General features: G+C 63.7%; 22 protein-coding genes and 1 tRNA gene. 13 read left to right on the forward strand and 10 right to left on the reverse strand.

Annotated features, from left to right (window positions below; genetic code table 11):
• Window positions 1-44 precede the first annotated feature (44 nt).
• From FZF13_RS20675 to FZF13_RS20710, 8 genes are all read left to right on the forward strand, one after another.
• On the forward strand, window positions 45-584 hold the full coding sequence (locus FZF13_RS20675) for a ubiquinol-cytochrome C chaperone family protein (protein ID WP_024926308.1): 540 nt from the start codon (window positions 45-47) through the stop codon (window positions 582-584).
• A 12-nt stretch (window positions 585-596) separates the two neighbouring features.
• On the forward strand, window positions 597-1,148 hold the full coding sequence (locus tag FZF13_RS20680; RefSeq protein WP_036253999.1) for a YceD family protein: 552 nt from the start codon (window positions 597-599) through the stop codon (window positions 1,146-1,148).
• A 103-nt stretch (window positions 1,149-1,251) separates the two neighbouring features.
• Window positions 1,252-2,322: a phosphate acyltransferase PlsX gene (plsX, locus tag FZF13_RS20685; protein ID WP_024926310.1), complete on the forward strand. Its 1,071-nt coding sequence runs from the start codon at window positions 1,252-1,254 to the stop codon at window positions 2,320-2,322.
• Window positions 2,323-2,328: 6 nt separating this feature from the next.
• A complete protein-coding gene (locus tag FZF13_RS20690) occupies window positions 2,329-3,300 on the forward strand; it encodes a beta-ketoacyl-ACP synthase III (protein WP_024926311.1) in 972 nt (323 codons plus the stop codon).
• Between the two features lie 99 nt (window positions 3,301-3,399).
• On the forward strand, window positions 3,400-3,723 hold the full coding sequence (locus FZF13_RS20695) for an integration host factor subunit alpha (protein WP_024926312.1): 324 nt from the start codon (window positions 3,400-3,402) through the stop codon (window positions 3,721-3,723).
• Window positions 3,724-3,918: 195 nt separating this feature from the next.
• A complete protein-coding gene (locus FZF13_RS20700; protein WP_024926313.1) occupies window positions 3,919-4,458 on the forward strand; it encodes a MerR family transcriptional regulator in 540 nt (179 codons plus the stop codon).
• Between the two features lie 134 nt (window positions 4,459-4,592).
• Window positions 4,593-5,270: a response regulator gene (locus FZF13_RS20705; RefSeq protein ID WP_024926314.1), complete on the forward strand. Its 678-nt coding sequence runs from the start codon at window positions 4,593-4,595 to the stop codon at window positions 5,268-5,270.
• Window positions 5,260-6,657, forward strand: coding sequence for a sensor histidine kinase (locus tag FZF13_RS20710; protein ID WP_024926315.1), 1,398 nt, complete (start codon window positions 5,260-5,262; stop codon window positions 6,655-6,657). The genes FZF13_RS20705 and FZF13_RS20710 overlap by 11 nt, the downstream gene beginning before the upstream one ends.
• Before the next feature lie 9 nt (window positions 6,658-6,666).
• Here FZF13_RS20710 and FZF13_RS20715 read toward each other — a convergent pair whose 3' ends face one another.
• From FZF13_RS20715 to FZF13_RS20725, 3 genes are all read right to left on the reverse strand, one after another.
• Window positions 6,667-7,545, reverse strand: a complete 879-nt coding sequence (locus FZF13_RS20715) for an ABC transporter permease (RefSeq protein ID WP_024926316.1) — start codon at window positions 7,543-7,545, stop codon at window positions 6,667-6,669.
• 11 nt (window positions 7,546-7,556) lie between these two features.
• Window positions 7,557-8,372, reverse strand: coding sequence for an ABC transporter ATP-binding protein (locus tag FZF13_RS20720; protein ID WP_024926317.1), 816 nt, complete (start codon window positions 8,370-8,372; stop codon window positions 7,557-7,559).
• A gap of 118 nt (window positions 8,373-8,490) precedes the next feature.
• Window positions 8,491-9,507 (reverse strand): ABC transporter substrate-binding protein, encoded by a 1,017-nt coding sequence (locus tag FZF13_RS20725; protein ID WP_024926318.1) that lies wholly within the window; start codon window positions 9,505-9,507, stop codon window positions 8,491-8,493.
• Between the two features lie 168 nt (window positions 9,508-9,675).
• On the opposite strand from FZF13_RS20725, the gene FZF13_RS20730 reads away from it, so the two are divergent.
• Both FZF13_RS20730 and FZF13_RS20735 read left to right on the forward strand, forming a co-directional pair.
• Window positions 9,676-10,161: a hypothetical protein gene (locus FZF13_RS20730; RefSeq protein ID WP_244431371.1), complete on the forward strand. Its 486-nt coding sequence runs from the start codon at window positions 9,676-9,678 to the stop codon at window positions 10,159-10,161.
• 609 nt (window positions 10,162-10,770) lie between these two features.
• A tRNA-Pro gene (locus tag FZF13_RS20735) sits at window positions 10,771-10,847 on the forward strand.
• A 115-nt stretch (window positions 10,848-10,962) separates the two neighbouring features.
• Here FZF13_RS20735 and FZF13_RS20740 read toward each other — a convergent pair.
• The 4 genes from FZF13_RS20740 to FZF13_RS20755 form a co-directional block, all read right to left on the reverse strand.
• Complete coding sequence (locus FZF13_RS20740; protein ID WP_024926321.1) at window positions 10,963-12,309, reverse strand: O-antigen ligase family protein; 1,347 nt, start codon at window positions 12,307-12,309, stop codon at window positions 10,963-10,965.
• Complete coding sequence (locus FZF13_RS20745; protein WP_024926322.1) at window positions 12,306-13,844, reverse strand: undecaprenyl-phosphate glucose phosphotransferase; 1,539 nt, start codon at window positions 13,842-13,844, stop codon at window positions 12,306-12,308. Before FZF13_RS20745 ends, FZF13_RS20740 begins: the two co-directional genes overlap by 4 nt.
• Window positions 13,845-14,051: 207 nt before the next feature.
• Window positions 14,052-15,215 carry a DmpA family aminopeptidase gene (locus FZF13_RS20750; protein WP_024926323.1) on the reverse strand — a complete coding sequence of 388 codons (1,164 nt, stop codon included), beginning with the start codon at window positions 15,213-15,215 and terminating at the stop codon, window positions 14,052-14,054.
• Between the two features lie 38 nt (window positions 15,216-15,253).
• Window positions 15,254-15,856, reverse strand: coding sequence for a TetR/AcrR family transcriptional regulator (locus tag FZF13_RS20755; RefSeq protein ID WP_024926324.1), 603 nt, complete (start codon window positions 15,854-15,856; stop codon window positions 15,254-15,256).
• A 147-nt stretch (window positions 15,857-16,003) separates the two neighbouring features.
• Here FZF13_RS20755 and FZF13_RS20760 point away from each other — a divergent pair, with 147 nt between their 5' ends.
• Complete coding sequence (locus FZF13_RS20760) at window positions 16,004-17,398, forward strand: APC family permease (protein WP_024926325.1); 1,395 nt, start codon at window positions 16,004-16,006, stop codon at window positions 17,396-17,398.
• Window positions 17,399-17,618: 220 nt separating this feature from the next.
• Here the strand turns inward: FZF13_RS20760 and glnA are convergent, their stop codons facing one another.
• Window positions 17,619-19,028 (reverse strand): type I glutamate--ammonia ligase, encoded by a 1,410-nt coding sequence (gene glnA / locus FZF13_RS20765; RefSeq protein ID WP_024926326.1) that lies wholly within the window; start codon window positions 19,026-19,028, stop codon window positions 17,619-17,621.
• A gap of 51 nt (window positions 19,029-19,079) precedes the next feature.
• The gene (locus FZF13_RS20770; RefSeq protein WP_024926327.1) at window positions 19,080-19,418 is read right to left on the reverse strand and encodes a P-II family nitrogen regulator; all 339 of its coding nucleotides are present in this window, start codon (window positions 19,416-19,418) and stop codon (window positions 19,080-19,082) included.
• Window positions 19,419-19,774: 356 nt separating this feature from the next.
• Between FZF13_RS20770 and FZF13_RS20775 the strand changes: the two genes are divergently transcribed.
• Entirely contained in the window at window positions 19,775-21,322 is a 1,548-nt protein-coding gene (locus FZF13_RS20775; protein ID WP_024926328.1) for a bifunctional ADP-dependent NAD(P)H-hydrate dehydratase/NAD(P)H-hydrate epimerase, read from the forward strand.
• Here FZF13_RS20775 and FZF13_RS20780 read toward each other — a convergent pair.
• Window positions 21,276-21,911, reverse strand: a complete 636-nt coding sequence (locus tag FZF13_RS20780; RefSeq protein ID WP_024926329.1) for a bleomycin resistance protein — start codon at window positions 21,909-21,911, stop codon at window positions 21,276-21,278. The genes FZF13_RS20775 and FZF13_RS20780 overlap by 47 nt on opposite strands.
• A gap of 238 nt (window positions 21,912-22,149) precedes the next feature.
• On the opposite strand from FZF13_RS20780, the gene FZF13_RS20785 reads away from it, so the two are divergent.
• Window positions 22,150-24,933: a valine--tRNA ligase gene (locus FZF13_RS20785; RefSeq protein ID WP_024926330.1), complete on the forward strand. Its 2,784-nt coding sequence runs from the start codon at window positions 22,150-22,152 to the stop codon at window positions 24,931-24,933.
• Window positions 24,934-25,351 lie beyond the last annotated feature (418 nt).

A 25,351-nucleotide genomic window follows, 5' to 3' on the forward strand; every position in this document is an offset into this window, starting at 1 on the left:
AACAATCGTGCCTTAACAAACAGGTCCCTGGGAGACCGTCCCCAATGTTTCAGCGCCTGTTCGGCCGCGAACGCCACGCCAACCGCGCCATCACCGAGGCGCTGTACGGACAAATCGTGGCGGCGGCGCGGCAAACTTTCTTTTATTCGGACTGGAATGTGCCGGATATGCCACTCGGTCGTTTCGAGATGCTGTCGCTGCACATGTTCCTGTTCCAGCATCGCCTGCATGGCGAAAGCGGCGTCGCCGCCGACGTCGCCCAGGTGCTGATCGACGAGTTCTTCACCGATGTCGATCATTCGCTGCGCGAGCTCGGCATCAGCGATGTCGGCGTGCCGAAGCGCATGAAGAAGCTCGCCAAGATGTATTATGGCCGTACCGCCGCCTATGCGGATGCGCTGGAGCGCAACGATGCAGGCGATCTCGGTGCAGCACTCGGCCGCAATGTCCGCCCCGATGTCGCGGAATGGCCGGAGGCCGCGGCGCTGGCCACTTATGTGATGCGGGCGAGGGATGAATTGGCCGCCCAGCCGACCGCGACGATCTGCGCCGGCACGGTCGTCTTTCCGGCGGCGGCCGGTTGAAGGATGATGATCATGCAAAACGAACCCGGTTCCAGAAGTTCGGTATCGTTCGAGGCGCATGTCTCGCGTTTGCCGCAAAAGGGCATGCCCGTGCGCATCGAAGCCACTGCCGCGCAACGCGAGGCGCTGGCCAAGGACCACGAGCTCCAGTCGGTCGAACGTTATGTCGCCGATCTCCTGGTGACGCCCTGGAAACGGCATGGCGTGAAGGTCAGCGGCAGCGTCGAGGCCGACATCACCCAGGCCTGCGTGGTGACGCTTGAACCGGTGACGACGCATATCGACGAAGCGGTCGAGGGTTTGTTCCTGCCGGAAGAATCAAAGCTTGGCCGGCAGGGCTTCGAGGGCGGCGGCGAGATCCTGATCGATGCCGACGGGCCGGACAGTCCGGAGACGTTCTCGGGCGACACCATCGATGTCGGCGCGCTGGCCGAGCAGTTTTTCGGACTGGGAATCGACCCTTATCCCCGCAAGCCCGGCGTGGAATTGGAACTCGCCCCGGACGAGGCCGAGCCCGAAAGCGAATTCCAGCGGAAGCTCAAATCGCTGCTCGGAAAATCCTGAAAGCAGCGGGAAGGCGACAAAAGCCGGTTGTGTGGAGACCCAAAACCGCTATTTTCGCCAAAAGTCATGATGGCCCGAAGCCAACACACGAGATGAACAACGCGTGATTAAAATTTCCATCGATGCCATGGGCGGTGACCACGGACCCAACGTGGTCATCCCGGCGCTCCAGATAGTCGCCACCCGCCGCCCGGACATCCGTTTCGCCATTTATGGCCGCGAAGAAGTGGTGCGGCCGGAACTGGCGAAATTTCCCGGTCTGGCCGAGAAAAGCGAACTGATCCATTGCGATGTCGCCGTGCGCATGGACGACAAGCCAAGCCAGGCCTTGCGCCATGGCCGCTGGAAGTCGTCGATGTGGAAGGCGATCGAGGCGGTGAAGGCCGGTTCGGCCGACGCCTGCGTTTCCGCCGGCAACACCGGCGCGCTGATGGCGATGTCGAAATTCTGCCTGCGCACCATGGCCACCATCGACCGGCCGGCGATCGCCGCGATCTGGCCGAACATGCGCGGCGAAAGCGTGGTGCTGGATGTCGGCGCCACCATCGGTGCCGACGCGCACCAGCTTATCGATTTCGCCATTCTCGGCACCGGCATGGCGCGCGCCGTGTTCGGCATCGAGCGGCCGACCGTCGGCCTGCTCAATGTCGGCGTCGAGGAGGTCAAGGGCCAGGAAGAGGTCAAGGAAGCCGGGCGCATGCTGCGCGAGGCCAACATGGCCTCGATGAGCTATCACGGTTTCGTCGAGGGCGACGATATCGGCAAGGGCACGGTCGACGTGGTGGTGACCGAAGGTTTCGCCGGCAACATCGCGCTGAAGACCGCCGAAGGCACCGCCCGCCAGATCGGCGGTTATCTGCGCGCCGCGATGAGCCGTACCCTGATGGCCCGCATCGGCTATCTGTTCGCCAAGGGCGCTTTCGACCTCTTGCGCGAAAAAATGGATGTCAGCCGCTCCAATGGCGGTGTCTTCCTCGGACTGAACGGGGTCGTGGTAAAAAGCCACGGCGGTGCCGATTCGGCGGGGTTTGCGGCGGCCGTGGAACTGGCCTACGACATGGTGCGCAACCGGCTGCTTGACCGGATCGAAGCGGATCTCGATCTGTTCCATGCCCGCAATCCGCAGTCACCGGCAATCAGACGGTCCGACGTCGCAGCCGACGAAGAAGGATAAAAAGACTTGATTAGATCAGTCGTGCGCGGCACGGGCCAGTCACTGCCCCGCCGCATCATGAAGAATGCCGATTTCGAAGGCATGGTCGAGACGTCGGACGAGTGGATCGCCCAGCGAACCGGCATCCGGCAGCGTCACATCGCCTCCGACGACGAGACGACGGCTTCGCTCGGCGAGGGGGCGGCGCGCGCCGCACTTGCCGATGCCGGGCTGACCCCGGACGACATCGACCTGATCGTACTGGCGACGTCGACGCCCAACAACACGTTCCCCGCCACGGCGGTCGAGATCCAGCAGCGGCTCGGCATGCGCCACGGCTACGCCTTCGACATGCAGGCGGTGTGTTCCGGCTTCGTCTATGCCGTCACCACGGCCGATGCGTATATCCGCGCGGGACTGGCCAAGCGTGTCCTGGTGATCGGCTCCGAGACGTTCTCGCGCATTCTCGACTGGAGCGACCGCTCGACCTGCGTCCTGTTCGGCGATGGCGCCGGCGCAATGGTGCTGGAAGCGACGGAAGGGGCGGGCACCATCGCCGATCGCGGCGTTCTGGCTGCCTCCCTGCGTTCCGACGGCACGCACAAGGAAAAACTCTATGTCGACGGCGGTCCGTCGACCACCGGCACGGTCGGCCATCTCAGGATGGAAGGGCGCGAGGTTTTCAAGCATGCCGTGGGCATGATCACGGACGTCATCGAGGCGACGTTCTCGCAAGCCGGCATCACCGCCGACGACCTCGACTGGTTCGTGCCGCATCAGGCCAACAAGCGCATCATCGACGCTTCCGCCAAGAAGCTCGGCATTGCCGAGGAGAAGGTGGTGATCACCGTCAATCTGCATGGCAACACTTCGGCCGCATCGGTGCCGCTGGCGCTGGCCATCGCAGCGGCGGACGGGCGGATCAAGCGCGGCGACCTCGTGCTTCTGGAGGCGATGGGCGGCGGTTTTACCTGGGGTGCCGTGCTCGTCAGATGGTGAGGCGAACCGGTCGGTTCGGTCCTTGACCTTGTCGAGTCAATTACTTAGGCTCCGGCGGCGTTTGATCGATACATTTGAGATAACTGATAGGGCGGTCCGATGGGAGGAAAGACACTGACACGTGCCGACCTTGCGGAGGCCGTTTATCGGAAGGTCGGCCTGTCGCGCACGGAGTCTGCCGAACTGGTCGAAGCGGTGCTCGACGAGATCTGCGAGGCGATCGTGCGCGGGGAGACGGTGAAGCTGTCATCCTTCGCCACTTTCCATGTTCGTTCCAAGAACGAACGGATCGGCCGCAATCCCAAAACCGGCGAGGAAGTGCCGATTCTGCCGCGCCGGGTGATGACCTTCAAGGCGTCCAACGTGCTGAAAAGCCGTATCCTGCGCTCGCACCAGACCAACAAGTCCAAGGCCGGCAAATAGTCGGTGGCCTCATTCAACGGTTGAAAACCCGGCCCGGCTTGATGCCGGGCTTGAATATTTGGCGATAAACCGCTGAAATGAGCTTCGATTCGGCGCAATCGGCGTCGAATCTTCGGTTGTCTGTTGTTTGCGCATCGGGTTGGCCAGCACGGGCGCCGACCTTTACGATCCGATGCCCAGCGCGAGGATTCGCCCATGGACAAGAGCCCCGACGCCTTCCGCACCATTTCCGAGGTTGCCGAAGACCTTGACTTGCCGCAGCACGTGCTGCGCTTCTGGGAAACGCGTTTCACCCAGATCAAGCCGATGAAGCGCGGCGGTGGCCGCCGCTATTACCGGCCGCAGGACGTGGAACTGATCAAGGGCATCCGGCATATGCTCTACGACCAGGGTTACACCATTAAAGGCGTGCAGAAACTCCTGCGCGAGAACGGCAACCAGTTCTTGATCGCTGTCGGTCATGGCGACGTTGCCGCCGTCGAGGCGATCGCGCAGCGCCGGCAGGCCGAGGAAGTGCCGCTGACGCCCGCCGCCCAGCCGCGCGGCGACGACGAGATGCTGGTCGGCCAGCCGACCGCCAAGCCGAACCGCCGTTTCTTCGGCCTCGGCAAAGCGGACGACGAGGGCCCGGTGCAATCGGGTTCCGGCAAGCTGTCGCGCGACAACCGCGCGCTGCTGCAGGAAGCGCTGTTCGACCTTCTGGAGTGCAAGCGCCTGCTCGACCAGGTGCGCTGACCGCCCGAGCCCTCGGCGCGCCTTTCGGGCGACATGCGGTGCCGCCGCCTCGGTATTGTTGACAGTGCCGTTCGGCATGAAACACTGTGCCTCGCGGGCAGGTGCCCGAGGCAGGAGCAAGGCGACCAACCTCATTGCGCATCTTGTTGGCCGAAGACGACCGCGACCTTTCGCAGTGGATCACCAGGCTGCTGCGGCGCGAGCACTATGTCATCGATTGCGTCCATCGCGGCGACGATGCCGACGCGGCACTCGCCGCCTGCCAGGACTATGCGCTGGTCATCCTCGACCTCGCGCTGCCGCATCTCGACGGCATCGAGGTTTTGAAACGGCTGCGGGGGCGCGGCAACACCACGCCGGTTATCATCCTGACCGCCAATGACGCCGTTTCCAGCCGTATCCGCGGTCTCGACAGCGGCGCCGACGACTATCTGGTCAAGCCATTCGAGGTCGGTGAATTCGAGGCGCGTATCCGTGCACAGTTGAGGCGCGGGCGCGGCAATTTCGAACCCGCGATCAAGCTCGGCCAGCTGTCTTTCGACACGCGCGGCCGCGCGTTCAGCCTTGGCGACCAGCCGCTGCATCTGACCGGCCGCGAGCACGCGGTGCTGGAAACGCTGATGCTGCGTGCCGGCCGCCCGGTGTTGAAGGATGCGCTGACGGAAAACGTCTTCGGTTTCAACGAGGAGAGCAACGCCAACGCCATCGAGATCTGCGTGCATCGCGTGCGGCGCAAGCTGGAGGGCAGCGATGTCGGCATCGTCACGCTGCGGGGCTTGGGTTATGTGCTGAGGGTGTCGGGTGGCGGGTAGGAGCCTCCAGCGCGAACTCTTGGCCTGGCTGATCGTGCCGATGGCCGCGGTCGTCGTCTTCAACGTGTGGACCACCTACAAGGGTGCGCTGGATACCGCGAACCTTATCACCGACCGCACGCTGCTTGCCTCCGCCAGGGTCATCGCCGAGCGGGTCCGCAAGAGCGACGGGCTGGTCGAGGCGCCGATCCCGCCCTCGGCGCTCGAGATGTTCGCTTCCAGCGACCAGGACCTCGTGCTCTACCGGGTGGCGACATCGGACGGACTGTTGCTGGCCGGTTATCCCGACATCGTCGCGCCGCCGCAATTGCCGGTCGGGCTGGAGCCACTCTATTTCGACACGCTGTTTCGCGGCACGCCCGTTCGGGCGGTGGTGCTGTCGCGGCCGATCATCGACACCGGCAACCAGCAGACCGCGATCATCGCGGTGGGCGAAACGCTGAAGAACCGCAACAGGCTGGTGACCGATCTGTGGCTCAAGGCGCTGCGCGACCAGGTGCTGCTGGTGGCGGCGGCTGGCATGCTCGCGGTGTTCGGGCTGCGGCGCGGCATCGCGCCCCTGATGCGGCTTCGCGACGAGGTGGTCAGCCGCGATCCGGCGGAACTACAGCCATTCGACGCGGGTGCCGTGCAGACCGAGGTCAGGCCGCTGGTCGAGGCCCTCAACGAAGCGTTCGACCGTGTGCAGCGGCTGATTGCGACGCAGCGCCGTTTCGTCGCCAATGCGGCGCACCAATTGCGCACGCCGTTGGCGCTGCTCAAGACGCAGATCGTGGTCGGGCGCCGCGAGCAGGGCACGGAGGCCAAGGAAGAGGCGCTGGCCGCGATCGACCGTTCCGTCGACCGCATGGCGCGGCTGTCGAACCAGCTTCTGTCGCTGGCGCGCGCCGAGCAGGGCGTCTCGTCGCTGCGCAAGGAAGCGGTAGACATGGAGATGGCGGCGCGCAACGCGCTGGACACGCTGGCGCTGGCGGCGGTCGACCGCGACATCGATCTCGGCTTCGATCCGGTCGGCGGCCCGTTCCTTGTCTGGGGGCACTCCAACCTGTTGCGCGAACTGGTCTTCAACCTCGCCGACAACGCGCTGCGCTACACACCGCGCGGTGGCGCGGTGACGGTGCGCCTGGAGCACCAGGCGGGCGAGGTCGTTCTTCTGGTAGAGGACAATGGTCCGGGCATTCCGGCAACCGAGCGCGAAAACGTGTTCGAACGCTTCTACCGCCGTCTCGACACAGGCGGCGAGGGCACCGGCCTCGGCCTTGCCATCGTCAAGGAGATCGCGGCCTCGCACGAGGCGACGATCGAACTGAAAGACCGGGCGCAAGGGCCCGGTCTCGTCGTCGAAGTCAGGCTGGCCGCCCATGAAGAAGGTGCGGCCGAAGGCTGATGTGTCGCCTCACTCGGTTTCCTGCAGAGGCTGCGGACGCCATTTCGCCAGGCGATCCTCGATCATCGTCATCAGATATTCAGCGACCAGCGCCACCACCATGACGATGACGATGGCGGCATACATGCCGGCGGCGTCGAACGAGCCCTTGGCGACGTTGATCAACAGGCCGATACCGTAGCGCGAGCCGACGAACTCGCCGACGATGGCGCCGATGATGGCGAAGCCGAACGACACGTGCAGGCTGGCGAAGATCCAGCTCATGGCCGACGGCACGATGACCGAGCGGGTCACCTGCCAGTCCGACGCGCCGAGGATGCGGGCATTGGCGATCATGGCGCGGTCGGCCTCGCGCACGCCCTGGAAGGCGTTGTGGAAGACCACGAAAAACACCATGACGAAGGCCAGTGCCACCTTGGATGCCAGGCCGAGGCCGAACAGCATGATGAAGATCGGCGCCAGCACGACGCGCGGAATGGAGTTGATGACCTTGATGTAGATGGAGAAGATGTCGGAGGCCATGCGATTGCGGCCGAGCGCGATGCCGGCCAGGATGCCGGCGACCGAGCCGGTGAGGAAGCCGAGCATCGCTTCCTCCATCGTCACCCATAGATGATACCAGAGCGGCCCCTCGGAGGTGCCTTCGGTGATCCATTCATACAGGCGCCCGACGATGGTCGAGGGCATGGCGTAGAAGAACGGGTCGATCCAGTTCAGCCGTCCCGCGACTTCCCAAAGTCCGAGGAAGGCGACCAGGATGCCGACGCGCCAGAACAGCACCGTGTTCTGGCGCTGGCGTGCCGCCTGGCGGGCAGCCGCCTCGATTTCGGCGTCGGAAGTACCTGGGCGAAAGCCGGTCTCTGCCGGTTGCAATGCCGCATTTGCCATGTCGTCCTCCTTCAAGCCGCCGCGCGGGCGTAGCTTGTCTGGACTTCCTCCTTGAGGTCGGACCAGATCGTGCGGGAATAGTCGATGAAGCGCTGGTCGTAGCGGATGTCCGCAACGACGCGCGGCCGTGGCAGGTCGATCTCGTAGACCGACTTCACCGTCGCCGGGCCGGCGGTCAGCACATAAACCTTGTCGGCCAGTGCGATTGCTTCCTCGAGATCGTGGGTGACGAAGACGACCGATGCCTTGGCCTGCGACCACAGTTTCAGCAGTTCCTCGTGCATGAGCACGCGGGTCTGCACGTCGAGCGCGGAGAAGGGTTCGTCCATCAACAGGATTTCCGGACCGTTGATGAAAGTCTGCGCCAGCGCGACGCGCTTGCGCATGCCGCCGGAGAGCTGGTGCGGGTAGTGGTGTTCGAAACGCGAGAGGCCGACACGCGCCAGCCAGTCGCGGGCCGACGCATAGGCCTCGGTCTTGCCCTTGCCGCGAAACAGCGGCCCGGCGACGACATTGTCGACGACGGAGCGCCAGGGAAACAGCGCGTCTGTCTGGAAGACGAAGCCGACGCGCGGATCGATGCCGTTGACCGGCGCGCCCATGACGCGGACCTCGCCGGCGCTGGGTTTGGCGAGGCCGGTGACGAGGTTCAGCGTGGTCGACTTGCCGCAGCCGGTCGGGCCGACCACGGCGACGAATTCGCCGCGGCCGACTGTCATGGTGAAATTGCGCAGCGCCGTCAGCGACTTTCCGGTCGGCGAAAGGAAGCGACGGCTGACATTGATGAGTTCGATGGCGGGCGCGCTGGCGCCGTTGAGACTGTTCATCGTGGTTGTTTCCTCATGCCAAGCGGGAAGGGCGCGGACATCGGCCCACGCTGCACATGCACTAAGCGGGCCGGGCCTCGTCGAGGCCGGCCGCGCTCAGGCTCCCGTCACGGCTTCTTTATTTCGCGTTCTTGACGAAGGCGGTGGTGTAGGTCTTCGACAGGTCGATCTGCTTGCCCTGCAGGTCCTTGGAGAAGGTCGACAGAACCTTCAGCACCGTCTCCGGGCCACCTTCGGGCATGACGCCATCGGCCGTGAACATCGCCTTGCCGTCGCCCAGCGCCTTCACATAGCCGTCCTTGTCGCCGACATAATAATCCTTGGGCATCTTCTCGGCAATTTCGGCGGCGCTGTGGGTGTTGATGAACTTCAGCGTCTTGACGAAGGCGTTGGCGAGCTTTTGGGTGTCTTCCTTGTGCGCTTCGACCCAATCCGTCTGCATGTAGAGCGAGGCGGCGGGATAGGTGCCGCCGAGCGCCGCCTTGGTGCCTTCGATGGTGCGCATGTCGATCAGCACCTTGGCCTCGCCGGTCTTGAGCAGGCGCGAGATGGTCGGCTCGGTGGTCATGCCGGCCTGGATCTTGTCCTGCTGCATGGCGGCGATGAAGGTGTTGCCGGCGCCGACGGGCACGGACGTGAAGTCACCGAGCTTCAGGCCGGCCTTGACCGCCAGGAACTGGGTCAGGAAATTGGTCGAGGAACCGAGCCCGGTGACGCCGAGGCTCTTGCCCTTGAAGTCGGCGGCCGACTTGATTTCGGGGTGTTTGGTGGAAACCAGCTCGACCTCGCCCGGCGCCTGGCTGAACTGGACGACGGATTCGACGAACTTGCCCTTGGCCTGCAGGTCGATGCAGTGGTCGTAGAAGCCGACCACGCCCTGCACGGCGCCGGCGAGCATCTCGTTTTCGGCGTCGACGCCAGCCGGTTCGTTCAGCAGTTCGACGTCGAGACCCTCGTCCTTGAAATAGCCCAGCGCCTCGGCGAGCTTGGCGGGCAGGTAGATCTGCTTTTCATAACCGCCGACCATGAGCGTGACCTTGTCGGCGGCGAAGGCCTGATGGCCGGAGAAAAGGGCGCCAGCCGCGACGAGGGCGCCAAGGGCGGTCTGCTGGAGAAATGCACGCGAAATGGACATGAGCCGGTTCCTTGTTGGTTTCCTGACGTCCCGTCCGCGCTGTTTGCCGCCCGGTTCATGAACGCTTGAAGGGAGGATGGGCACCCAACCTTTCATGAACCTTTCAATCTGTGGTGGCGAATAGAAGGCGGAGAACGTCAGGCGGGCGGGCAAGGGAGCATTGAAACGATGGGCCCCGATTGCCGTTCACTATCCAAGCCGATCACTCCTGACAGGATTGCGCGAGCTGAGGTGCTAGGGTGTGTCTTAAGGCATCTTCTGGCCAAAGGAGAATTCATCACGTCCAGGATCAATCGTCGCGCTTTGCTTCTTCAATCAGGTGCCGCCGTCGTCGCCACAACTGTTGAAGCCCCGGCTTTCGATGCTTCGAGCACAGAACCGCGCGCCCAATTGGTGGCTCTGATAGAAGCCCACAAATCGGCATACATGGCGCTCCGCAAAACAGTCGAGGGAATCGGCAGTCGCGGCAACGCTTTCGACAATGCCTGCCGAACTGAAGAAGAGGCCCTTATAGCAATCTGCGCCTATCCTGCGGCCACGGAAGGCGATCGCCTGGCCAAATCCACCTACCTTTTGCAAACCGAAGCGCGGGGCGAACTCGACCTACCGCAGCACATGCAGGCAATTCTGCGTTCGGCGATGTGGAAGGCGTGACAGCCTCTCCTGGAGCAGTGCCAGTACCCGCTCGCCAGCCTTCCAAGTGCCTAGCAGCGGCGTGCTGCCTATATCAGTATCGAACGTATGGTCAGATACATCGAATATGCCATCAAGCCCGCCACTCCAGTGAAGATCCAGAAGGCGGCGCTCTTCTCCAATCGCGACTGAAACGCTGACCAACATGCGAAACCCGCAGTCAGTAGGGACATCACAAACAACGCGACGAAGATGCTTTTGGGATATTGGGCTCGCAACAGAAAGCCTGCCACGCCAATCGCGTAGATGGTGGCGCAAAACGCCCTATATCGCCATGGCAGCCAAACGTTCATATTGTGAGCCCCTCATGCCCGCGGTGCCGCTGGCAGTTAGAACAAGCTTAGCACCCACTCGCCAGCTTTCCACAGCCCAACCGCAGAGCCCTATGCAAAGTCGAGGGCGATAATCAGGCGAGCGTCGGGCGCAGTCGGCCCGGGAACCAAGGCGGAATATCCGTGGGACATTGTATCCCGTGTTATCCACATTCGCCCGCAACGATCGGCTTCTGTTCTTTTTCCCCAAATCAGGGCTTGCGACTTAATCCTTGTTCCCATAAGGCTTTGCGCGGTCCGGAGTGTAGCGCAGCCCGGTAGCGCACTTGACTGGGGGTCAAGGGGTCGTCGGTTCGAATCCGGCCACTCCGACCATTTTTCCAAAGCTTGACTTGACCCCACTCGCCGCGCCGACGGCGCGACCGTCCCGATTTGCAGAAATCATGTCCGGATGGAGCCCCGCACGATCGTCGCGGGTGATTTTCCGCGACTATTGTCCGGCGGGGACCATGGAAAGCAGCGAGCGCGACCGGGTCCCGGACGCGGGCAAGGGCGCCGCGATCGACGCAGGACGCGGGCGATCCGCGTTGGCGGGCGTGGTTCCCGGCAGGGCGATCAGGCCGCGCTGGTAGCGGTATTCCAGCGCGATGCCGCCCCAGACCAGGCCAAGCAGCAGATAGAAATGGCGCCAGTGGTCGGTGTCGATGACGCTGCCGAGCCCAACATGGCCGACATAGACGACATAGGCGCACAACACGTAGGGCTGCCAGGGGCGGTTGCGCAGCAAAAGCCGGAAGCCGGCCGCCAGCGTCCACAAGGTCAGGCCGAGATAGGAGATGAAACCCAGCCAGCCATAATCCATCAGCGTCTTCAGCCAGATGTTGTGGGTGTCTTCGCCATAGATGGTGCCGAACACCAGCGCGCCGATGCCGAACGGCCGTTCCAGCGCCAGCATGAAGCCGATGGCGTAGCGGGCGAAGCGGCCGAGACGGGCGGAATCATAGTCCTGCGCCAGCTTGGCGCGGGTGGTCAGCATCTCGGAGACGCCCGGGATCTGGAGGACGACGATCATGGCCAGCACCAGCAGCGCCAGTGCGGCGATCGTCATCACCACGACGCGCAGCCGGAACCTGCCGCTGGTGCTCTGCAGGAAAAGGATGCCGGTGAGCAGGATGACGGCGACGCCGAACAGGCCCCAGGCGCCGCGCGAAAACGACAGGAAGATGCCGCCGACAACGATCAGCAGCGGCACGGCGACGAGCGGCATGCGCTGCACCGGGCCGGTCAGCAACCGGTAGAGCAGATAGGTGCCGGGCAACGCCAGGAAGGGGCCGAAGACGTTGGGGTCCTGGAAGGCACCGGCGGCGCGCTCGTATTTGGTGAAGATTTCGGCGGCGTGGAACAGCTTGAAATAGCCGGCGATGCCGAGCGTCGAGGTGACGACGGCCGCCGTCACATAGGCCGTGAAGATCAATCGGTAGAGGTCGGGCTTTTGCTCGACGACGGAGGCAAAGAACACCGCCGTGAAGGCCAGGAACAGCGAGACGGCGAGGTAGAGCGGCGTCCACGACAGCTCGGCCATCTGCGTCATGGCGATCATGCCGCCGATGTTCATGGAGACCAGCAGAATGAGCAGCGGCACGATCGGACGCGAGATGCGCAGGCCGAACAGCGCCCACATGCCGATCAGCCCGGTCATGTAGACTTCATAAGGCGCCGGTTCCCCGATGACGAAGCCGGACAAAAGGATGCCGAGGATGATCGCGCCCGACGACAGCAAGCCGATCAGCTTGGCGTTGACCGCCTGCGGGGGCAGTTCATGCGTCAGCGCGCTCAATAGGCGTTTTCCGTGTTGAGCAGACGCACCGGGGTCAGGAGCAGGATCTTCAGATCGAACAGCAGCGACCAGTTCTCGATGTAATAGAGATCGTATTCGGTGCGCATGCGGATTTTTTCATTGGTGTCCATCTCGCCGCGCCAGCCATTGATCTGGGCCCAGCCGGTGACGCCCGGCTTGACGCGGTGGCGGGCGAAATAGCCGTCGACCACTTCGTTGTAGAGCAGGTTGTGCGATTGGGCGGCGATGGCATGCGGGCGCGGGCCGACCAGCGACAGCGTGCCGAACAGCGAATTGAAGAATTGCGGCAGTTCGTCGATCGAGGTCTTGCGGATGAAGCGGCCGACGCGGGTGACGCGCGGGTCGTTCTTGGTCACCGTCTTCTTGGCCGACGGATCTGACTTGTCGGTGTACATGGAGCGGAACTTGTAGACCTCGACCTCTTCGTTGTTGAAGCCGTGCCGCTTCTGCTTGAACAGAACCGGGCCCTTGCTGTCGAGCTTGATGGCGATGGCGGTGGCCAGCATGACCGGCGAAAACACGATGATGCCGATGATCGAAAAGACGATGTCGAAGGCGCGCTTGGCCACCGAATCCCAGTCGTTGATCGGCTTGTCGAAAATGTCGAGCAGCGGCACCGAGCCGATATAGGAATAGGATCGCGGCCTGAACTGCAGGTGGTTGGAATGCGCCGACAGGCGGATATCGACCGGCAGCACCCACAGCTTCTTCAACAGCTGCAGCACGCGCGCCTCGGCCGAAATCGGCAGCGACACGATCAACATGTCGATGCGGGCGATGCGGGCGAATTCGATCAGTTCGGAGATGGTGCCGAGCTTGGGATAGCCGGCCACGACGGGCGGCGAGCGGCTGTCGTCGCGGTCGTCGAAGATGCCGCAGATGCGGATGTCGTTATAGGGCTGCTTCTCCACCGAGCGGATCAGCGTCTCGGCGGCCTTGCCGCCGCCGACGATGACGGCACGGCGTTCCATGCGTCCGTCGCGCGCCCAGCGGCGCAGCAGTCGGGCGGTGATCAGGCGCATCAGGAAAATCAACGCGAAGCCGAGCAGGAACCAGCTGGCGAACAAAAGGCGCGAATAATTTTCCGAGATCTTCATGAAGAAGGCGGTCAGCGCCAGCGCCGCGAAAGTGCCAGACCACATCGCCAGGATGCGGCCGAAATTGGCGACGGGGCGGAACAGGGCCGAGATCTGGTAGCAATCGGCGATGTCGAGCAAGACGATCGCCAGCAGCGAAGCCGAGCCGAAGGTCAGCGCGTATTGCCAGCCGAGATTGTGGAAGAAGCCCTCGAAATACACATAGAGCGCAAGGCCGGACAGAAACAGCAGCGCGAATTCGATCAGCCGCAGCACGCCGGTGACCATCACCGGCGACATGGTGTCCCGGCCATACTGCGCCGCGACCTGGCGCGCGAGATCGCTGAGGCCGCCGGAAGGTCCGTTACCCGCCGACTGGTCTTCGAACTTGCGTACCGCGTCGGCTGAGAAGCGGCTCGCGGGATCGCGTCTGTTCATGGAGTGGTTCCCAAGCTCCCGTATGTTCTAGCATAGGAGAGCTAAGAATCCCTTCCAAGAACCTTTTGCGTTAGACCTTTCAGCCAGGGACCACCCCGCGCATCGTTCGAGAATGCGCGGGGGAGATCGCGAAAAGGCGTAGCCGTGGCAACGTCGCATGCCGGGAACCGGCGTGGACACCGAGCCTCAAGCCGTTGCAAAAAGTACTTAGCCGGTGATGACGTTGCGCGCCTTCAGGGCATGTATCAGCCTGTCATGCGGCAAAGCGGGGCTGCGGTGGCCGTCACGGCCGACCATGTCGGCGTTGGCCACCAGCGCATTCACCACCGCTTCCTCCGCTGCCTGCACGGTGGCGGCGTAGAAATCGTCCATGCGGCCCCACGGGATGAAATCCATGTGACTGTAGGTGCCGGCGTCAGGCTCGCCCCTTGGAAAGCGACCGTTCAGCGCATCGCGATTGGCGGTCGAGAAGGCCAGGAAGATGTCGCCCGAGAAATGCGAGCCGGCGGTGCCGGTGCGCGCCAGCCCCAGCGGCACGCGACGGGCCAGCGCCTTGCACTGGCCGGGCAGGAGAGGGGCATCGGTGGCGACGATGCCGATGCAGGAGCCGGCGCCGGCCGGCTGCAGGCTGGCGGCGAAGGCCTCCATCGGGTTGTCGTCGGCAAGGGTGGCGCCCAGCGGCACGCCGGCAACGGTCAGCTCATGGCGCGAGCCGAAATTGGTCTGCAGGAAAACGGCGACCGTGTAGTCGCGATGACCGTAGTTGACGATGCGCGAGGCCGTACCGTTGCCACCCTTGAAAGCGTAGCAGTTCATGCCGGTGCCGCCGCCGACCGAGCCTTCCTCGATGGCGCCGCCCCTGGCCGCATCGAGCGCCGCGACGGCGTGCTCGGAGGTCACGTGCGGGCCGTTGATGTCGTTCAGATAGCCGTCCCAGGTCTCCGCCGTGACGGGCAGCATCCACTGGCTGGCGATGTCGGGCTTGTTTCGCACCATCCAGTCGATCGTGCCGCGGTGGCAAGGGCCGATGGCATGGGTGTTGGTGATGAGGATCGGCATGTTGAGGGCGCCGGCCTCTTCCAGCCACGACACGCCGGTCATTTCGCCATTGCCGTTGAAGGAATGGTAGCCGGCGGCGATCGCCTGGCCAGCACCCTCGCGGCCGAGCGGCAGGATGGCGGTGACGCCGGTGCGCACCGGGCCCTTGCCGATTTCCATCTGGCCGTCGCCGGAAATCAGCGTGGTGTAGCCGACTTCGACGCCCGTCACGTCGGTGATCGCGTTGAGGCGGCCGGGCGTGCCGGTGAAGGGAATGCCCAGCGCCCGGGCGCGTGGTTTTCCGGCGGGCGTGACGTGCGAGGTCTGCGTCATTCGATCTGTCCTGTGGTTGGAAATGGGCTTGGCGACGATCAGCCGAGATGGCAGCCGGTCGCCGTTTCGGCATAGGCGGTGAGGATGCCGAGCGCGGTCGGGTAGTCCACCGCCGGCACGACATTGAGAAGATGCAGGCCGAGCCCGTCCTCGAGCACGACGAGGCTGCGCGCCAGCGTGTCGCTGGCATCGGCCAGTTTGAACGCGCCGGTGATGGCGCCGGCCTCCAGAATGCCGACATAGATCGCCACCTGCCGCTCGAACAATGTGATGTGGCGCGCGGCATAGGCGGCATCGGAGCGGGCATAGGCGCCGAGTTCCATCAAGAGCCGGCAGAGGCGATCGGAAGGATCGTCGGGGATGCCGGTCAGGATCATCGCCTTCAGCCGCGCGCGCGGATCGGCGATCTGGGCAATGGCGGCCGCGCGCAGCGTGCAGAAGCGCTCGACAGCCTGTTTCTGCACGTCGTCCAGAAGCTCCTTCAGGCCCGGATAATAATAGAGCGCGGCGCTGGAGCTCATGCCTGCCTCATTGGCGACGGCGCGCAGCGTCACGCCGGCCAGGCCATGCCTGGCGATCATCGTCTCGGCGGCGCTGATGAGGGTCAGTCGGCGTTCGGCCTGGGCGGCGGGTCTGCTCATCATATCTCCTGAATGCCATTCAAATTAAAATGGGCTCTGTGAATCTTGCAAGCGATTTTACGATGGTTTGTTGACGAAATGCCGACTCCATCGTAGCATTTTGATGGGAACAGAATTTTAATTGCATAAAAACAATGGGAGGGCTTGATGCCATCGGAAGTACCAAACTCGAGCGGCGGTCTTGATCGCGCGCTCAATGCACTGGGCACGCTGATGATCGTGCTGTCGGCGGTGACGCCGGCATCCTCGGTCTTCATCATCGTGCCGGGCGTCATCGCTCTGGCCGGTACGGGATCGTTCCTGTCCTTCGTGCTGGCCGGCGTCATCGGGCTGTTCATGGCCTTCGTCTATGCGGAATTGTCGTCAGCCTATCCGACGGCCGGCGGCGAATACACCATGATCGGCCGCACGCTCGGCCGCTTCTGGGGCTTTGTCACACTCGTCCTCGTCTTCGTCTCCATCGTGCTGATCATCGCCGTGGTGGCGCTCGGCGTCGGCACCTATCTCGGCGTGCTCATGCCCAATCTCAACGCGCAATGGGTCGGCGTGGCCACCATCATCCTGGCCGGCGTGGTGGCGGCGTTGCGCATCAAGCTCAACGCCTTCGTCACCGGCATTTTCCTCGGCATCGAAATGCTGGCGCTGGTCATCCTGACGGTGCTGGGCTTCATCCATGTCGAGCGGCCGCTTTCCAGCCTGTTCACGGCGCCGCAAATCCTCGACACCACCAACGCGCTGGTGCCGGCCTCGGCGGGCCTCATCATGGCGGCCACCGCCGTCGCCATCTTCGCCTACAACGGCTATGGCGCCGCCGCCTATTTCGGCGAGGAGACGCAGGACGCCAAGCGCAGCATCGGCAAGGTGGTGGTGTGGGCGCTGCTCATCACCGTGGCGGCGGAACTGATTCCGCTGACCGCCGTCCTGCTCGGTTCGCCGGACCTGGTCGGCCTCCTGGCCGCGCCGCAGAAGATCGAATATTTCCTCGAGGCGCGCGGCGGCCACACACTCACCGTGCTGGTCAGCCTGGCGATCGCGGTTGCCATCTTCAACGCGGTCATCGCCATCGTGCTGCAGGCGGCGCGGCTGCTGTTCTCGTCGGGCCGCGACAAGACCTGGTTCGGGCCGATCAACAATGCGGTTGCTTCCGTGCACGGCACCTACGCGTCGCCGTGGATCGCCACCATCGTCGTCGCGGTGCTGGCCGCCGCGGCCTGCTTCATCGACATCAACCTGCTTCTGGTGGTCTCCGGCACTTCGCTTGTCGTGATCTATGCGCTACTCTGCCTCGGCGCGATCGCGGGGCGGCGCAACGGCGCCACCGCCAATGGCCATTATCGCATGCCGTTCTTCCCGGTGCCGGCCGTCCTGGCCTTCCTGGCGCTGGTCTATGTCGCCTACCAGAACCTGCTCGACGCTTCCTTCGGGCGGCCGAGCCTGATGGCTACACTGGCGATCATGGCGGTGGCGGCGGTCTACTACGTGCTGTTTCTGGCACGGCGCGCCGACTGGACCATGCATGCGCCCGAGGAGATTGCCGGGTAGGTCCTCCCTCCTTCGACCGACCCGACAGAGACCCCGGCCGCGAGGCCGGGGTTTTTTTGACGCTTGCGCAAGGCGGGTCCGCCCAACCGGGGCTGTCGCCGAGCCTCGCGAGGCTTGGGCACTTTCCTGCTTGGCCGGAAGGAACCCGAAGGCTCATCACAGGCAAAGAAAAACCCCGGTCTTGCGACCGGGGTTTCTTTTATCCAGCGATGCGAACCGCTTAGATCGAATAGTACATGTCGTATTCGACCGGATGCGGGGTCATTTCAAAGCGCATCACCTCAGCCATCTTCAGCTCGATGAACGAGTCGATCTGGTCGTCGTCGAACACGCCGCCGGCCTTCAGGAAGCCGCGATCCTTGTCGAGGCTCTGCAGGGCTTCGCGCAGCGAGCCGCAGACGGTCGGGATCTTCTTCAGTTCCTTCGGCGGCAGGTCGTACAGATCCTTGTCCATCGGCTGGCCGGGGTGGATCTTGTTCTTGATGCCGTCGAGGCCGGCCATCAGCAGCGCCGCGAAGCCGAGATAGGGGTTCGCGCCCGGATCGGGGAAGCGGACCTCGACGCGCTTGGCCTTCGGCGAGTTGCCGAACGGGATGCGGCAGGAAGCCGAACGGTTGCGCGCCGAGTAGGCGAGCAGCACCGGCGCCTCGTAGCCCGGCACCAGACGCTTGTAGGAGTTGGTGAGCGGGTTGGTGAAGGCGTTGACGGCCTTGGCGTGCTTGATGACGCCGCCGATGAAGTACAGGCAGTTTTCCGACAGGCCGGCATATTCGTTGCCAGCGAAGGTCGGCTTGCCGTTCTTCCAGATCGACATGTGGACGTGCATGCCCGAGCCGTTGTCGCCGAAGATCGGCTTCGGCATGAAGGTCGAGGTCTTGCCATAGGCGTTGGCGACCTGATGCACGACATACTTGTAGATCAGCATCTTGTCGGCGTTGCGGACCAGCGTGTCGAACTTGATGCCGAGTTCGTGCTGGGCTGCGGCCACCTCATGGTGATGCTTCTCGACGCGCACGCCCATGTCGGTGAGCACGGTCAGCATTTCCGAGCGCATGTCCTGCGCGGAATCGATCGGCGGAACCGGGAAGTAGCCGCCCTTGACGCGCGGACGGTGGCCGAGGTTGCCGGTCTCGTAGTCGGTGTCGTCGTTGGACGGCAGTTCCGAGGAGTCCAGCTTGAAGCCGGTGTTGTAGGGATCGGCCTTGTACTTGACGTCGTCGAAGACGAAGAATTCGGCTTCCGGGCCGACGAAGATGGTGTCGCCGATACCTTCGGCCTTCATGTAGGCCTCGGCCTTCTTGGCGGTGCCGCGCGGGTCGCGGTTATAGGCTTCGCCGGAGACCGGATCGAGGATGTCGCACAGGATGACCATGGTCGACTGCGCGAAGAACGGGTCCATGTGAACCGTGTCCATGTCGGGCATCAGCACCATGTCGGACTCATTGATCGCCTTCCAGCCGGCGATCGAGGAGCCGTCGAACATGACGCCGTCGGCGAACATGTCCTCGTCGACCTCGGCGATGTCCATGGTCACGTGCTGCAGCTTGCCCTTGGGGTCGGTGAAGCGCAGATCGACGAACTTCACGTCGTTGTCCTTGATCTGCTTGAGAATGTCCTTGGCTGTCGTCATGTCATGCTTTCCTATGTGATGACGTTGAAACTTGAAAAGGCGGGCTGGTCGTCAGATCGCGTCCGGACCGGTCTCGCCGGTGCGGATGCGTACGACTTCCTCGATGTTGGAGACGAAGATCTTGCCGTCGCCGATGCGGCCGGTCTGGGCGGCCTTGCGGATCGCCTCGATGGCCGCCTCGACGGACTCGTCGCCGAGCACAACCTCGATCTTCACCTTGGGCAGGAAGTCGACGACATATTCGGCGCCGCGATAGAGCTCGGTATGGCCCTTCTGACGGCCGAAACCCTTGGCCTCGGTGACGGTGATGCCCTGCAAGCCGGCTTCCTGAAGTGCTTCTTTCACTTCATCCAGTTTGAACGGCTTGATGATCGCTTCGATCTTTTTCATTTCGGATATGGGCCTCCACTGCCGGAAAAACGGGTTGTCAGTCCCGCTCGCGCATCCTTCAAGCATGAAGCGTGCCAGTTTGAACCGCGTGACGGTTTTGTCGCGAATTTTCATGCCAGCTTCGTGACAGGCACGGTTTTGCGGTGCCGGCGCGGCAGCGGTCGGAAGCCCGTTGCCCAGGAGATGTGCGCGCAGGGTTTTCGAGATGTGCCTGAATTTTGTGCAACATGCGCATTTCGCGGGCTCGCCACACTGCTCGTCCTTCCCGGGCGAGGAGGTGTTCGACGCAAACGCCCATTTGCCTCGCACGGCAAACTGTTCGAATGTCCGCCCACACGCCTGCCGGGATGCCGCCTATGACGCTTGAATTGCTCACGCCCGCCGAAATGGCCGAGGCCGATCGCCTGGCCATCGCCGCCGGGCCTTTCGACGGCATCGGACTGATGCGCAATGCCGGCTGGGCGGTTGCGACAGTCGTGCTGGCGCGTTTCCCGGGTGCCCGGCGCGTTCATGTCCTGGCCGGACCCGGCAACAATGGCGGCGACGGCTATGTCGTGGCGAAGATCCTGCAAGAAAGCGGTGTCGCCGTTTCGCTGTGGGCGTCCGGTCCTCCTCGTACCGGCAGCGATGCCGCGCTTGCGGCCGATGACTGTCCGGTGCCGACGAAGCCACTCGCGGAGTTTGAGGCCGGGCCGGGGGATGTGGTGGTCGACACGCTTTATGGCGCCGGCCTGTCGAAGCCGCTTGCGAGCGATGCGGCGCGCGCGGTCGCGCTCGTCGCGGCCAAAGGCCTGCCGGTCGTAGCGGTCGACCTGCCGTCCGGCATATCGGGCGACAGCGGCGCGGTGCTGGGCTGTGCGTTTGCGGCGACCGTCACCATCACCTTCGCGCGGCGCAAGCCGGGTCATCTGCTTTTGCCCGGCCGCGACCTGTGCGGCGAACTGATCGTCGCCGACATCGGCATCGCGCCGGCGGTCGTCGAGGCGCTCGCGGTCAAGACCTTCGAGAACCGGCCAGCCTTGTGGCGGCGATCGTTTCCGTCGCCAGCGGTCGATACGCACAAATACAGGCGCGGCCATGTCGGTGTCTTTTCCGGCGGTGCGAGTTCAACGGGCGCGGCGCGGCTGTCGGCGCTGGCTGCGGCGCGCAGCGGGGCAGGGGCGGTGACGGTGCTGTCACCGGGCGATGCCATGCAGGCGAATGCCGCTCATCTCACCGCCATCATGCTGCGGCAGGTGGACGAGCTTGCCGACCTTCACGGGTTTCTCGCCGACCGAAGGCCGTCTGCCTTCGTGCTTGGTCCCGGCTTCGGGGTCGGCGACAGGGCGCGGGCGTTTACGCTGGCGGTGCTGGCGTCAGGCAGCGGCGCGGGCTCCGGCGTGGAAGGGCTGGTGCTGGACGCCGATGGCATCACCTCCTTCCGCGACGAACCTGGACAGCTGTTTGCGGCTGCCGCGCGGCCGGGCGCGCCGGCGCTGGTGCTGACGCCGCATGAAGGCGAATTCGCCCGGCTTTTCCCGGCGATTGCCGAGGACGACAGCTTGTCGAAGCTCGGCAAGGCACGTGCGGCCGCCGCTGCCGCGCATGCCGTGGTCATCTATAAGGGCGCGGATACGGTGATTGCGTCATTCGATGGCCGCGCCGCCATCAACGCCAATGGCGCGCCCTGGCTGGCGACCGCCGGTTCGGGCGATGTCCTGGCCGGCATCGTCGCCGGCTTGATCGCGCAAGGCATGCCGGCTTTCGAGGCGGCCTGTGCCGGCGTCTGGCTGCACGCCGAGGCGGGCAGCCGCTTCGGGCCGGGGCTGATCGCGGAGGACCTTCCCGGCGCACTGCCGCCGATGCTGCGAGACCTGTTCAGCCTTCCGCCGCAAAGCAGATCAGATTGCCGTCCGGGTCCCTGACGATGAACGTGCGTGCACCCCATGGCTCGGTTCTCAGTGGCTGGTGGAAGTCGACGCCAGCTGCCTGATATTCGAGAAACAGCGGCTTGATCGCGGTCACCGCAATTGTCGCCGACAGGAGCTCCTCCCGTTCGCGCGCGATCCGGTCGAGGGGCAACGCATCGACATGGCGCAGATTGAGGCGCGCGCCGTCGCGTTGTACCTGCGCGTAGAAGGGCGGTTCGCCATAGGCGAAGTTATCGGGAAAGCCGAGCTTCTCAGCATAGAAGGCGAGCGCCGCTGCCATATTGGTCACGAAAAGCTGCGGTTCGGCGTGGGCGAGAACGGGTGCCGCAGCGCGGCTTTCATCTGCTTCTGTCATGGTGTCGAGACCTTTCGTCAGCGCCTGCCAGCTGTCGAAGCCGGCCTTGCGGGCCACCAGTTCCTGGGCATCGGCAAGCTTGAACTCGGCATCGAGAACCTGCCGGTCATCGAGATGCCGGAAGCGTGGCAGAACCCACGCGATCGTCGCCGCGACCGGATAGTACCGTTCGCGATGCCATTTGAGGTGCAGCTTGGCTTGCTTGCGGAAATGATCGAGCCGGGACATGGGCGCATCGTGGGTTGATGTGGCGTAGGCGGGCAATGCCCCTTCGGCCAAGGCCGGTGCGCCCTACAGCAGCGAAGGGATGGTAGGCGACGCCGTGGGAGGAGGCAAGGCTTGCGGGTATTGTCCACCCGGTTGCCGCGCCTATCTGTCGGGTGATGGCCTTTCGCCACGGTTGACTTGGCCAAAACCTTCCGATTTACCGTCACCAGCAAATCCCGACAGCCCGGACGCCTTTCCCATGCTTGAAAAAACCTATGACGCCCAAAGCGTCGAGCCGAAGATCGCCAGGATTTGGGAGGAGGCGGACGCTTTCCGCGCCGGAGCCGGCGCGGAGGAAGGTGCGGAACCCTTCACCATCGTCATCCCGCCGCCCAATGTCACCGGCTCGCTGCACATGGGCCACGCGCTCAACAACACGCTGCAGGATATTCTCATCCGCTTCGAGCGCATGCGCGGCAAGAACGTCTTGTGGCAGCCGGGCATGGACCATGCCGGCATCGCCACGCAGATGGTGGTCGAGCGCCGGCTGATGGAAAAGCAGGTGCATCGCCGCGATCTCACCCGCGAACAGTTCGTCGACAAGATCTGGGAGTGGAAGGCCGAATCCGGCGGCGCCATCTTCAACCAGCTGAAGCGGCTCGGCGCCTCGGCCGACTGGTCGCGCGAGCGCTTCACCATGGACGAGGGCCTGTCCAAGGCCGTGCTCGAAGTCTTTGTCACGCTCTACAAGCAGGGCCTGATCTACAAGGACAAGCGCCTTGTGAACTGGGACCCGAAGCTGCTGACCGCGATCTCCGACCTTGAGGTCGAGCAGCACGAGGTCAACGGCAATCTCTGGCATTTCCGCTATCCGGTCGAAGGCGAGACCTACGATCCGGAGAACCCCAAGACCTTCATCACCGTGGCCACGACCCGCCCCGAGACGATGCTGGGCGACACCGGCGTCGCCGTGCACCCGGAAGACGAGCGCTACAGGGACCTCATCGGCAAGAACGTCATCCTGCCGCTGGTCGGCCGCCGCATTCCGATTGTCGCCGACGAATATTCCGATCCGGAGAAGGGCACCGGCGCGGTCAAGATCACGCCCGCGCACGACTTCAACGACTTCGAGGTCGGCAAGCGCCACAAGCTGCCGGCGATCAACATCCTCACCGTCGAGGCGGCGATAAACCTCAACGACAACGAGGATTTCCTGGCCGGGCTCGAGGCGACGCCGGAGCGCCAGGCCGTGTGGAGCGAGTTGCACGGGCAGGACCGTTTCGCGGCCCGCAAGCGCATCGTCGAATTGATGGAAGAGGGCGGTTTCCTCGACAAGATCGAGCCGCACCGCCACACCGTGCCGCACGGCGACCGTGGCGGCGTGCCGATCGAGCCGTTCCTGACCGACCAGTGGTACGTCAACGCACACGAAATGGCCAAGCCGGCAATGGCTTCGGTGCGCGAGGGCCGCACCAATTTCGTGCCGAAGAACTGGGAAAAGACCTATTTCGACTGGATGGAGAACATCCAGCCCTGGTGTATTTCGCGCCAGCTGTGGTGGGGCCACCAGATTCCGGCCTGGTATGGCCCGGATGGGCAGGTCTTCGTCGAAAAGACCGAAGAAGAAGCGCTTGAATCGGCGATCCAGCACTATCTCGCCCTTGAAGGGCCGTGGAAGGCCTGGGTCGAGGAGAAGCTGGAAAACTTCCAGCCCGGCGAGATCCTGACCCGCGACGAGGACGTGCTGGACACCTGGTTCTCGTCGGCGCTGTGGCCGTTCTCGACGCTCGGCTGGCCGGACAAGACGCCGGAACTGAAGACCTATTACCAGACCGACGTTCTGGTCACCGGCTTCGACATCATCTTCTTCTGGGTCGCCCGCATGATGATGATGGGCCTGCATTTCATGGACGAGGAGCCGTTCCACACGGTCTATGTCCATGCGCTTGTCCGCGACAAAAACGGGCAGAAGATGTCGAAGTCGAAGGGCAACGTCATCGACCCGCTCGAACTGATCGACGAATATGGCGCCGACGCGCTGCGCTTCACGCTGGCGATCATGGCCGCGCAAGGGCGCGACGTGAAGCTCGACCCCGCCCGCATCGCCGGCTACCGCAATTTCGGTACCAAGCTGTGGAACGCCACGCGCTTCGCCGAGATGAACGGCGTCGCCCGCGACGATACGTTCTGGCTCAACGACGCCAAGCTCGCGGTCAACCGCTGGATATTGACGGAATTGACCCGCGCGGCGCGCGAGATCACCGACGCCATCGCCTCCTATCGCTTCAACGAGGCGGCGGGCGCGGCCTACCGCTTCGTCTGGAACCTGTTCTGCGATTGGTATCTCGAACTGTTGAAGCCGGTCTTCATGGGCGAGGACGAGGCCGCCAAAGCCGAAAGCCGCGCCTGCGTCGCCTTTGTGCTGGACGAAATCTACAAGCTCCTGCATCCGATGATGCCGTTCATGACCGAGGAGCTTTGGGCGCAGACCGTGGGCGAAGGGCAGGAGCGGCAATCGTTGCTGTGCCATGCCGCCTGGCCGGCGCCTGATTTCGAGGATGTCGAGGCCGCCGCCGATATCAACTGGCTGGTCGATCTCGTTTCCGGCATTCGCTCCGTGCGCTCGGAAATGAACGTGCCGCCGGCCGCGATCGCGCCGCTGGTGGTGATCGGCGCCAACGCGACGACGCGCGAACGCCTGGTTCGCCACGAGGCGGCGATCAAGCGCCTGGCGCGTGTCGGCGACATCTCCCATGGCGAGACCGCACCCAAGGGCTCGGCGCAGATCGTGCTCGGCGAAGCGACCGTATGCCTGCCGCTCGGCAGCCTCATCGACCTCAAGGCCGAGGCCGCGCGCCTGCAGAAGGAACTGGCCAAGGTGACCGAGGAAATCGCGCGCCTGCACAAGAAGCTGTCGAACGAGAAGTTCGTCGCCAACGCGCCGGAAGACGTGGTCGAGGCCGAGCGCGAGAAACTCGCCGAATACAACGAGCAGCAGACACGGCTGTCGGTGGCGCTGGAGCGCGTGCGCGACGCCGGCTGACCCGAACAACAATCGAGCCAAAACAACCTCGATCCCGGTGCTTCGCAAGAGCGCCGGGATCGTTGATTCTGACGTTGCGGAAGTGCCGCGGAAACTGCGTGAGTAGGTACGGTTTCGGCATTCCGCAACGTCACAATTGACGTAAACGGAATGTTTTGGGCCCCATTGTTGCCATAATGTAACAATGGGGCGTTTGACCTGCCAAAATGAGGCTTTTTCGGGCGTTTCCTGCCAATTTCCGCGCGGTTTTGCTTCGCCTGCCTCTAAAAATGGTGGCTTTTCGGTGTCCTCGCCAATGCAGCCGACTGTATTCGCGCGCCACCAGCTCGATTGTACTAGTACGGCCGGAAAAATCGTTATTGCGCCATTAATGCGAATTGGTTCTAGCTTGGTGTACGAATTTCCGGGGAGAGGATTT

The sequence above is a fragment of the Mesorhizobium terrae genome (genome assembly GCF_008727715.1).
Lineage (GTDB): Bacteria > Pseudomonadota > Alphaproteobacteria > Rhizobiales > Rhizobiaceae > Mesorhizobium > Mesorhizobium terrae.

Coding starts and splice junctions, on each gene's coding strand:
- FZF13_RS20675 (WP_024926308.1), top strand. CDS start 45: ATGTTTCAGCGCCTGTTCGGCCGCGAACGCCACGCCAACCGCGCCATC.
- FZF13_RS20680 (WP_036253999.1), top strand. CDS start 597: ATGCAAAACGAACCCGGTTCCAGAAGTTCGGTATCGTTCGAGGCGCAT.
- FZF13_RS20695 (WP_024926312.1), top strand. CDS start 3,400: ATGGGAGGAAAGACACTGACACGTGCCGACCTTGCGGAGGCCGTTTAT.
- FZF13_RS20700 (WP_024926313.1), top strand. CDS start 3,919: ATGGACAAGAGCCCCGACGCCTTCCGCACCATTTCCGAGGTTGCCGAA.
- FZF13_RS20715 (WP_024926316.1), bottom strand. CDS start 7,545: ATGGCAAATGCGGCATTGCAACCGGCAGAGACCGGCTTTCGCCCAGGT.
- FZF13_RS20720 (WP_024926317.1), bottom strand. CDS start 8,372: ATGAACAGTCTCAACGGCGCCAGCGCGCCCGCCATCGAACTCATCAAT.
- FZF13_RS20725 (WP_024926318.1), bottom strand. CDS start 9,507: ATGTCCATTTCGCGTGCATTTCTCCAGCAGACCGCCCTTGGCGCCCTC.
- FZF13_RS20730 (WP_244431371.1), top strand. CDS start 9,676: ATGGGCCCCGATTGCCGTTCACTATCCAAGCCGATCACTCCTGACAGG.
- FZF13_RS20745 (WP_024926322.1), bottom strand. CDS start 13,844: ATGAACAGACGCGATCCCGCGAGCCGCTTCTCAGCCGACGCGGTACGC.
- FZF13_RS20750 (WP_024926323.1), bottom strand. CDS start 15,215: ATGACGCAGACCTCGCACGTCACGCCCGCCGGAAAACCACGCGCCCGG.
- FZF13_RS20755 (WP_024926324.1), bottom strand. CDS start 15,856: ATGAGCAGACCCGCCGCCCAGGCCGAACGCCGACTGACCCTCATCAGC.
- FZF13_RS20760 (WP_024926325.1), top strand. CDS start 16,004: ATGCCATCGGAAGTACCAAACTCGAGCGGCGGTCTTGATCGCGCGCTC.
- glnA (WP_024926326.1), bottom strand. CDS start 19,028: ATGACGACAGCCAAGGACATTCTCAAGCAGATCAAGGACAACGACGTG.
- FZF13_RS20770 (WP_024926327.1), bottom strand. CDS start 19,418: ATGAAAAAGATCGAAGCGATCATCAAGCCGTTCAAACTGGATGAAGTG.
- FZF13_RS20775 (WP_024926328.1), top strand. CDS start 19,775: ATGACGCTTGAATTGCTCACGCCCGCCGAAATGGCCGAGGCCGATCGC.
- FZF13_RS20780 (WP_024926329.1), bottom strand. CDS start 21,911: ATGTCCCGGCTCGATCATTTCCGCAAGCAAGCCAAGCTGCACCTCAAA.
- FZF13_RS20785 (WP_024926330.1), top strand. CDS start 22,150: ATGCTTGAAAAAACCTATGACGCCCAAAGCGTCGAGCCGAAGATCGCC.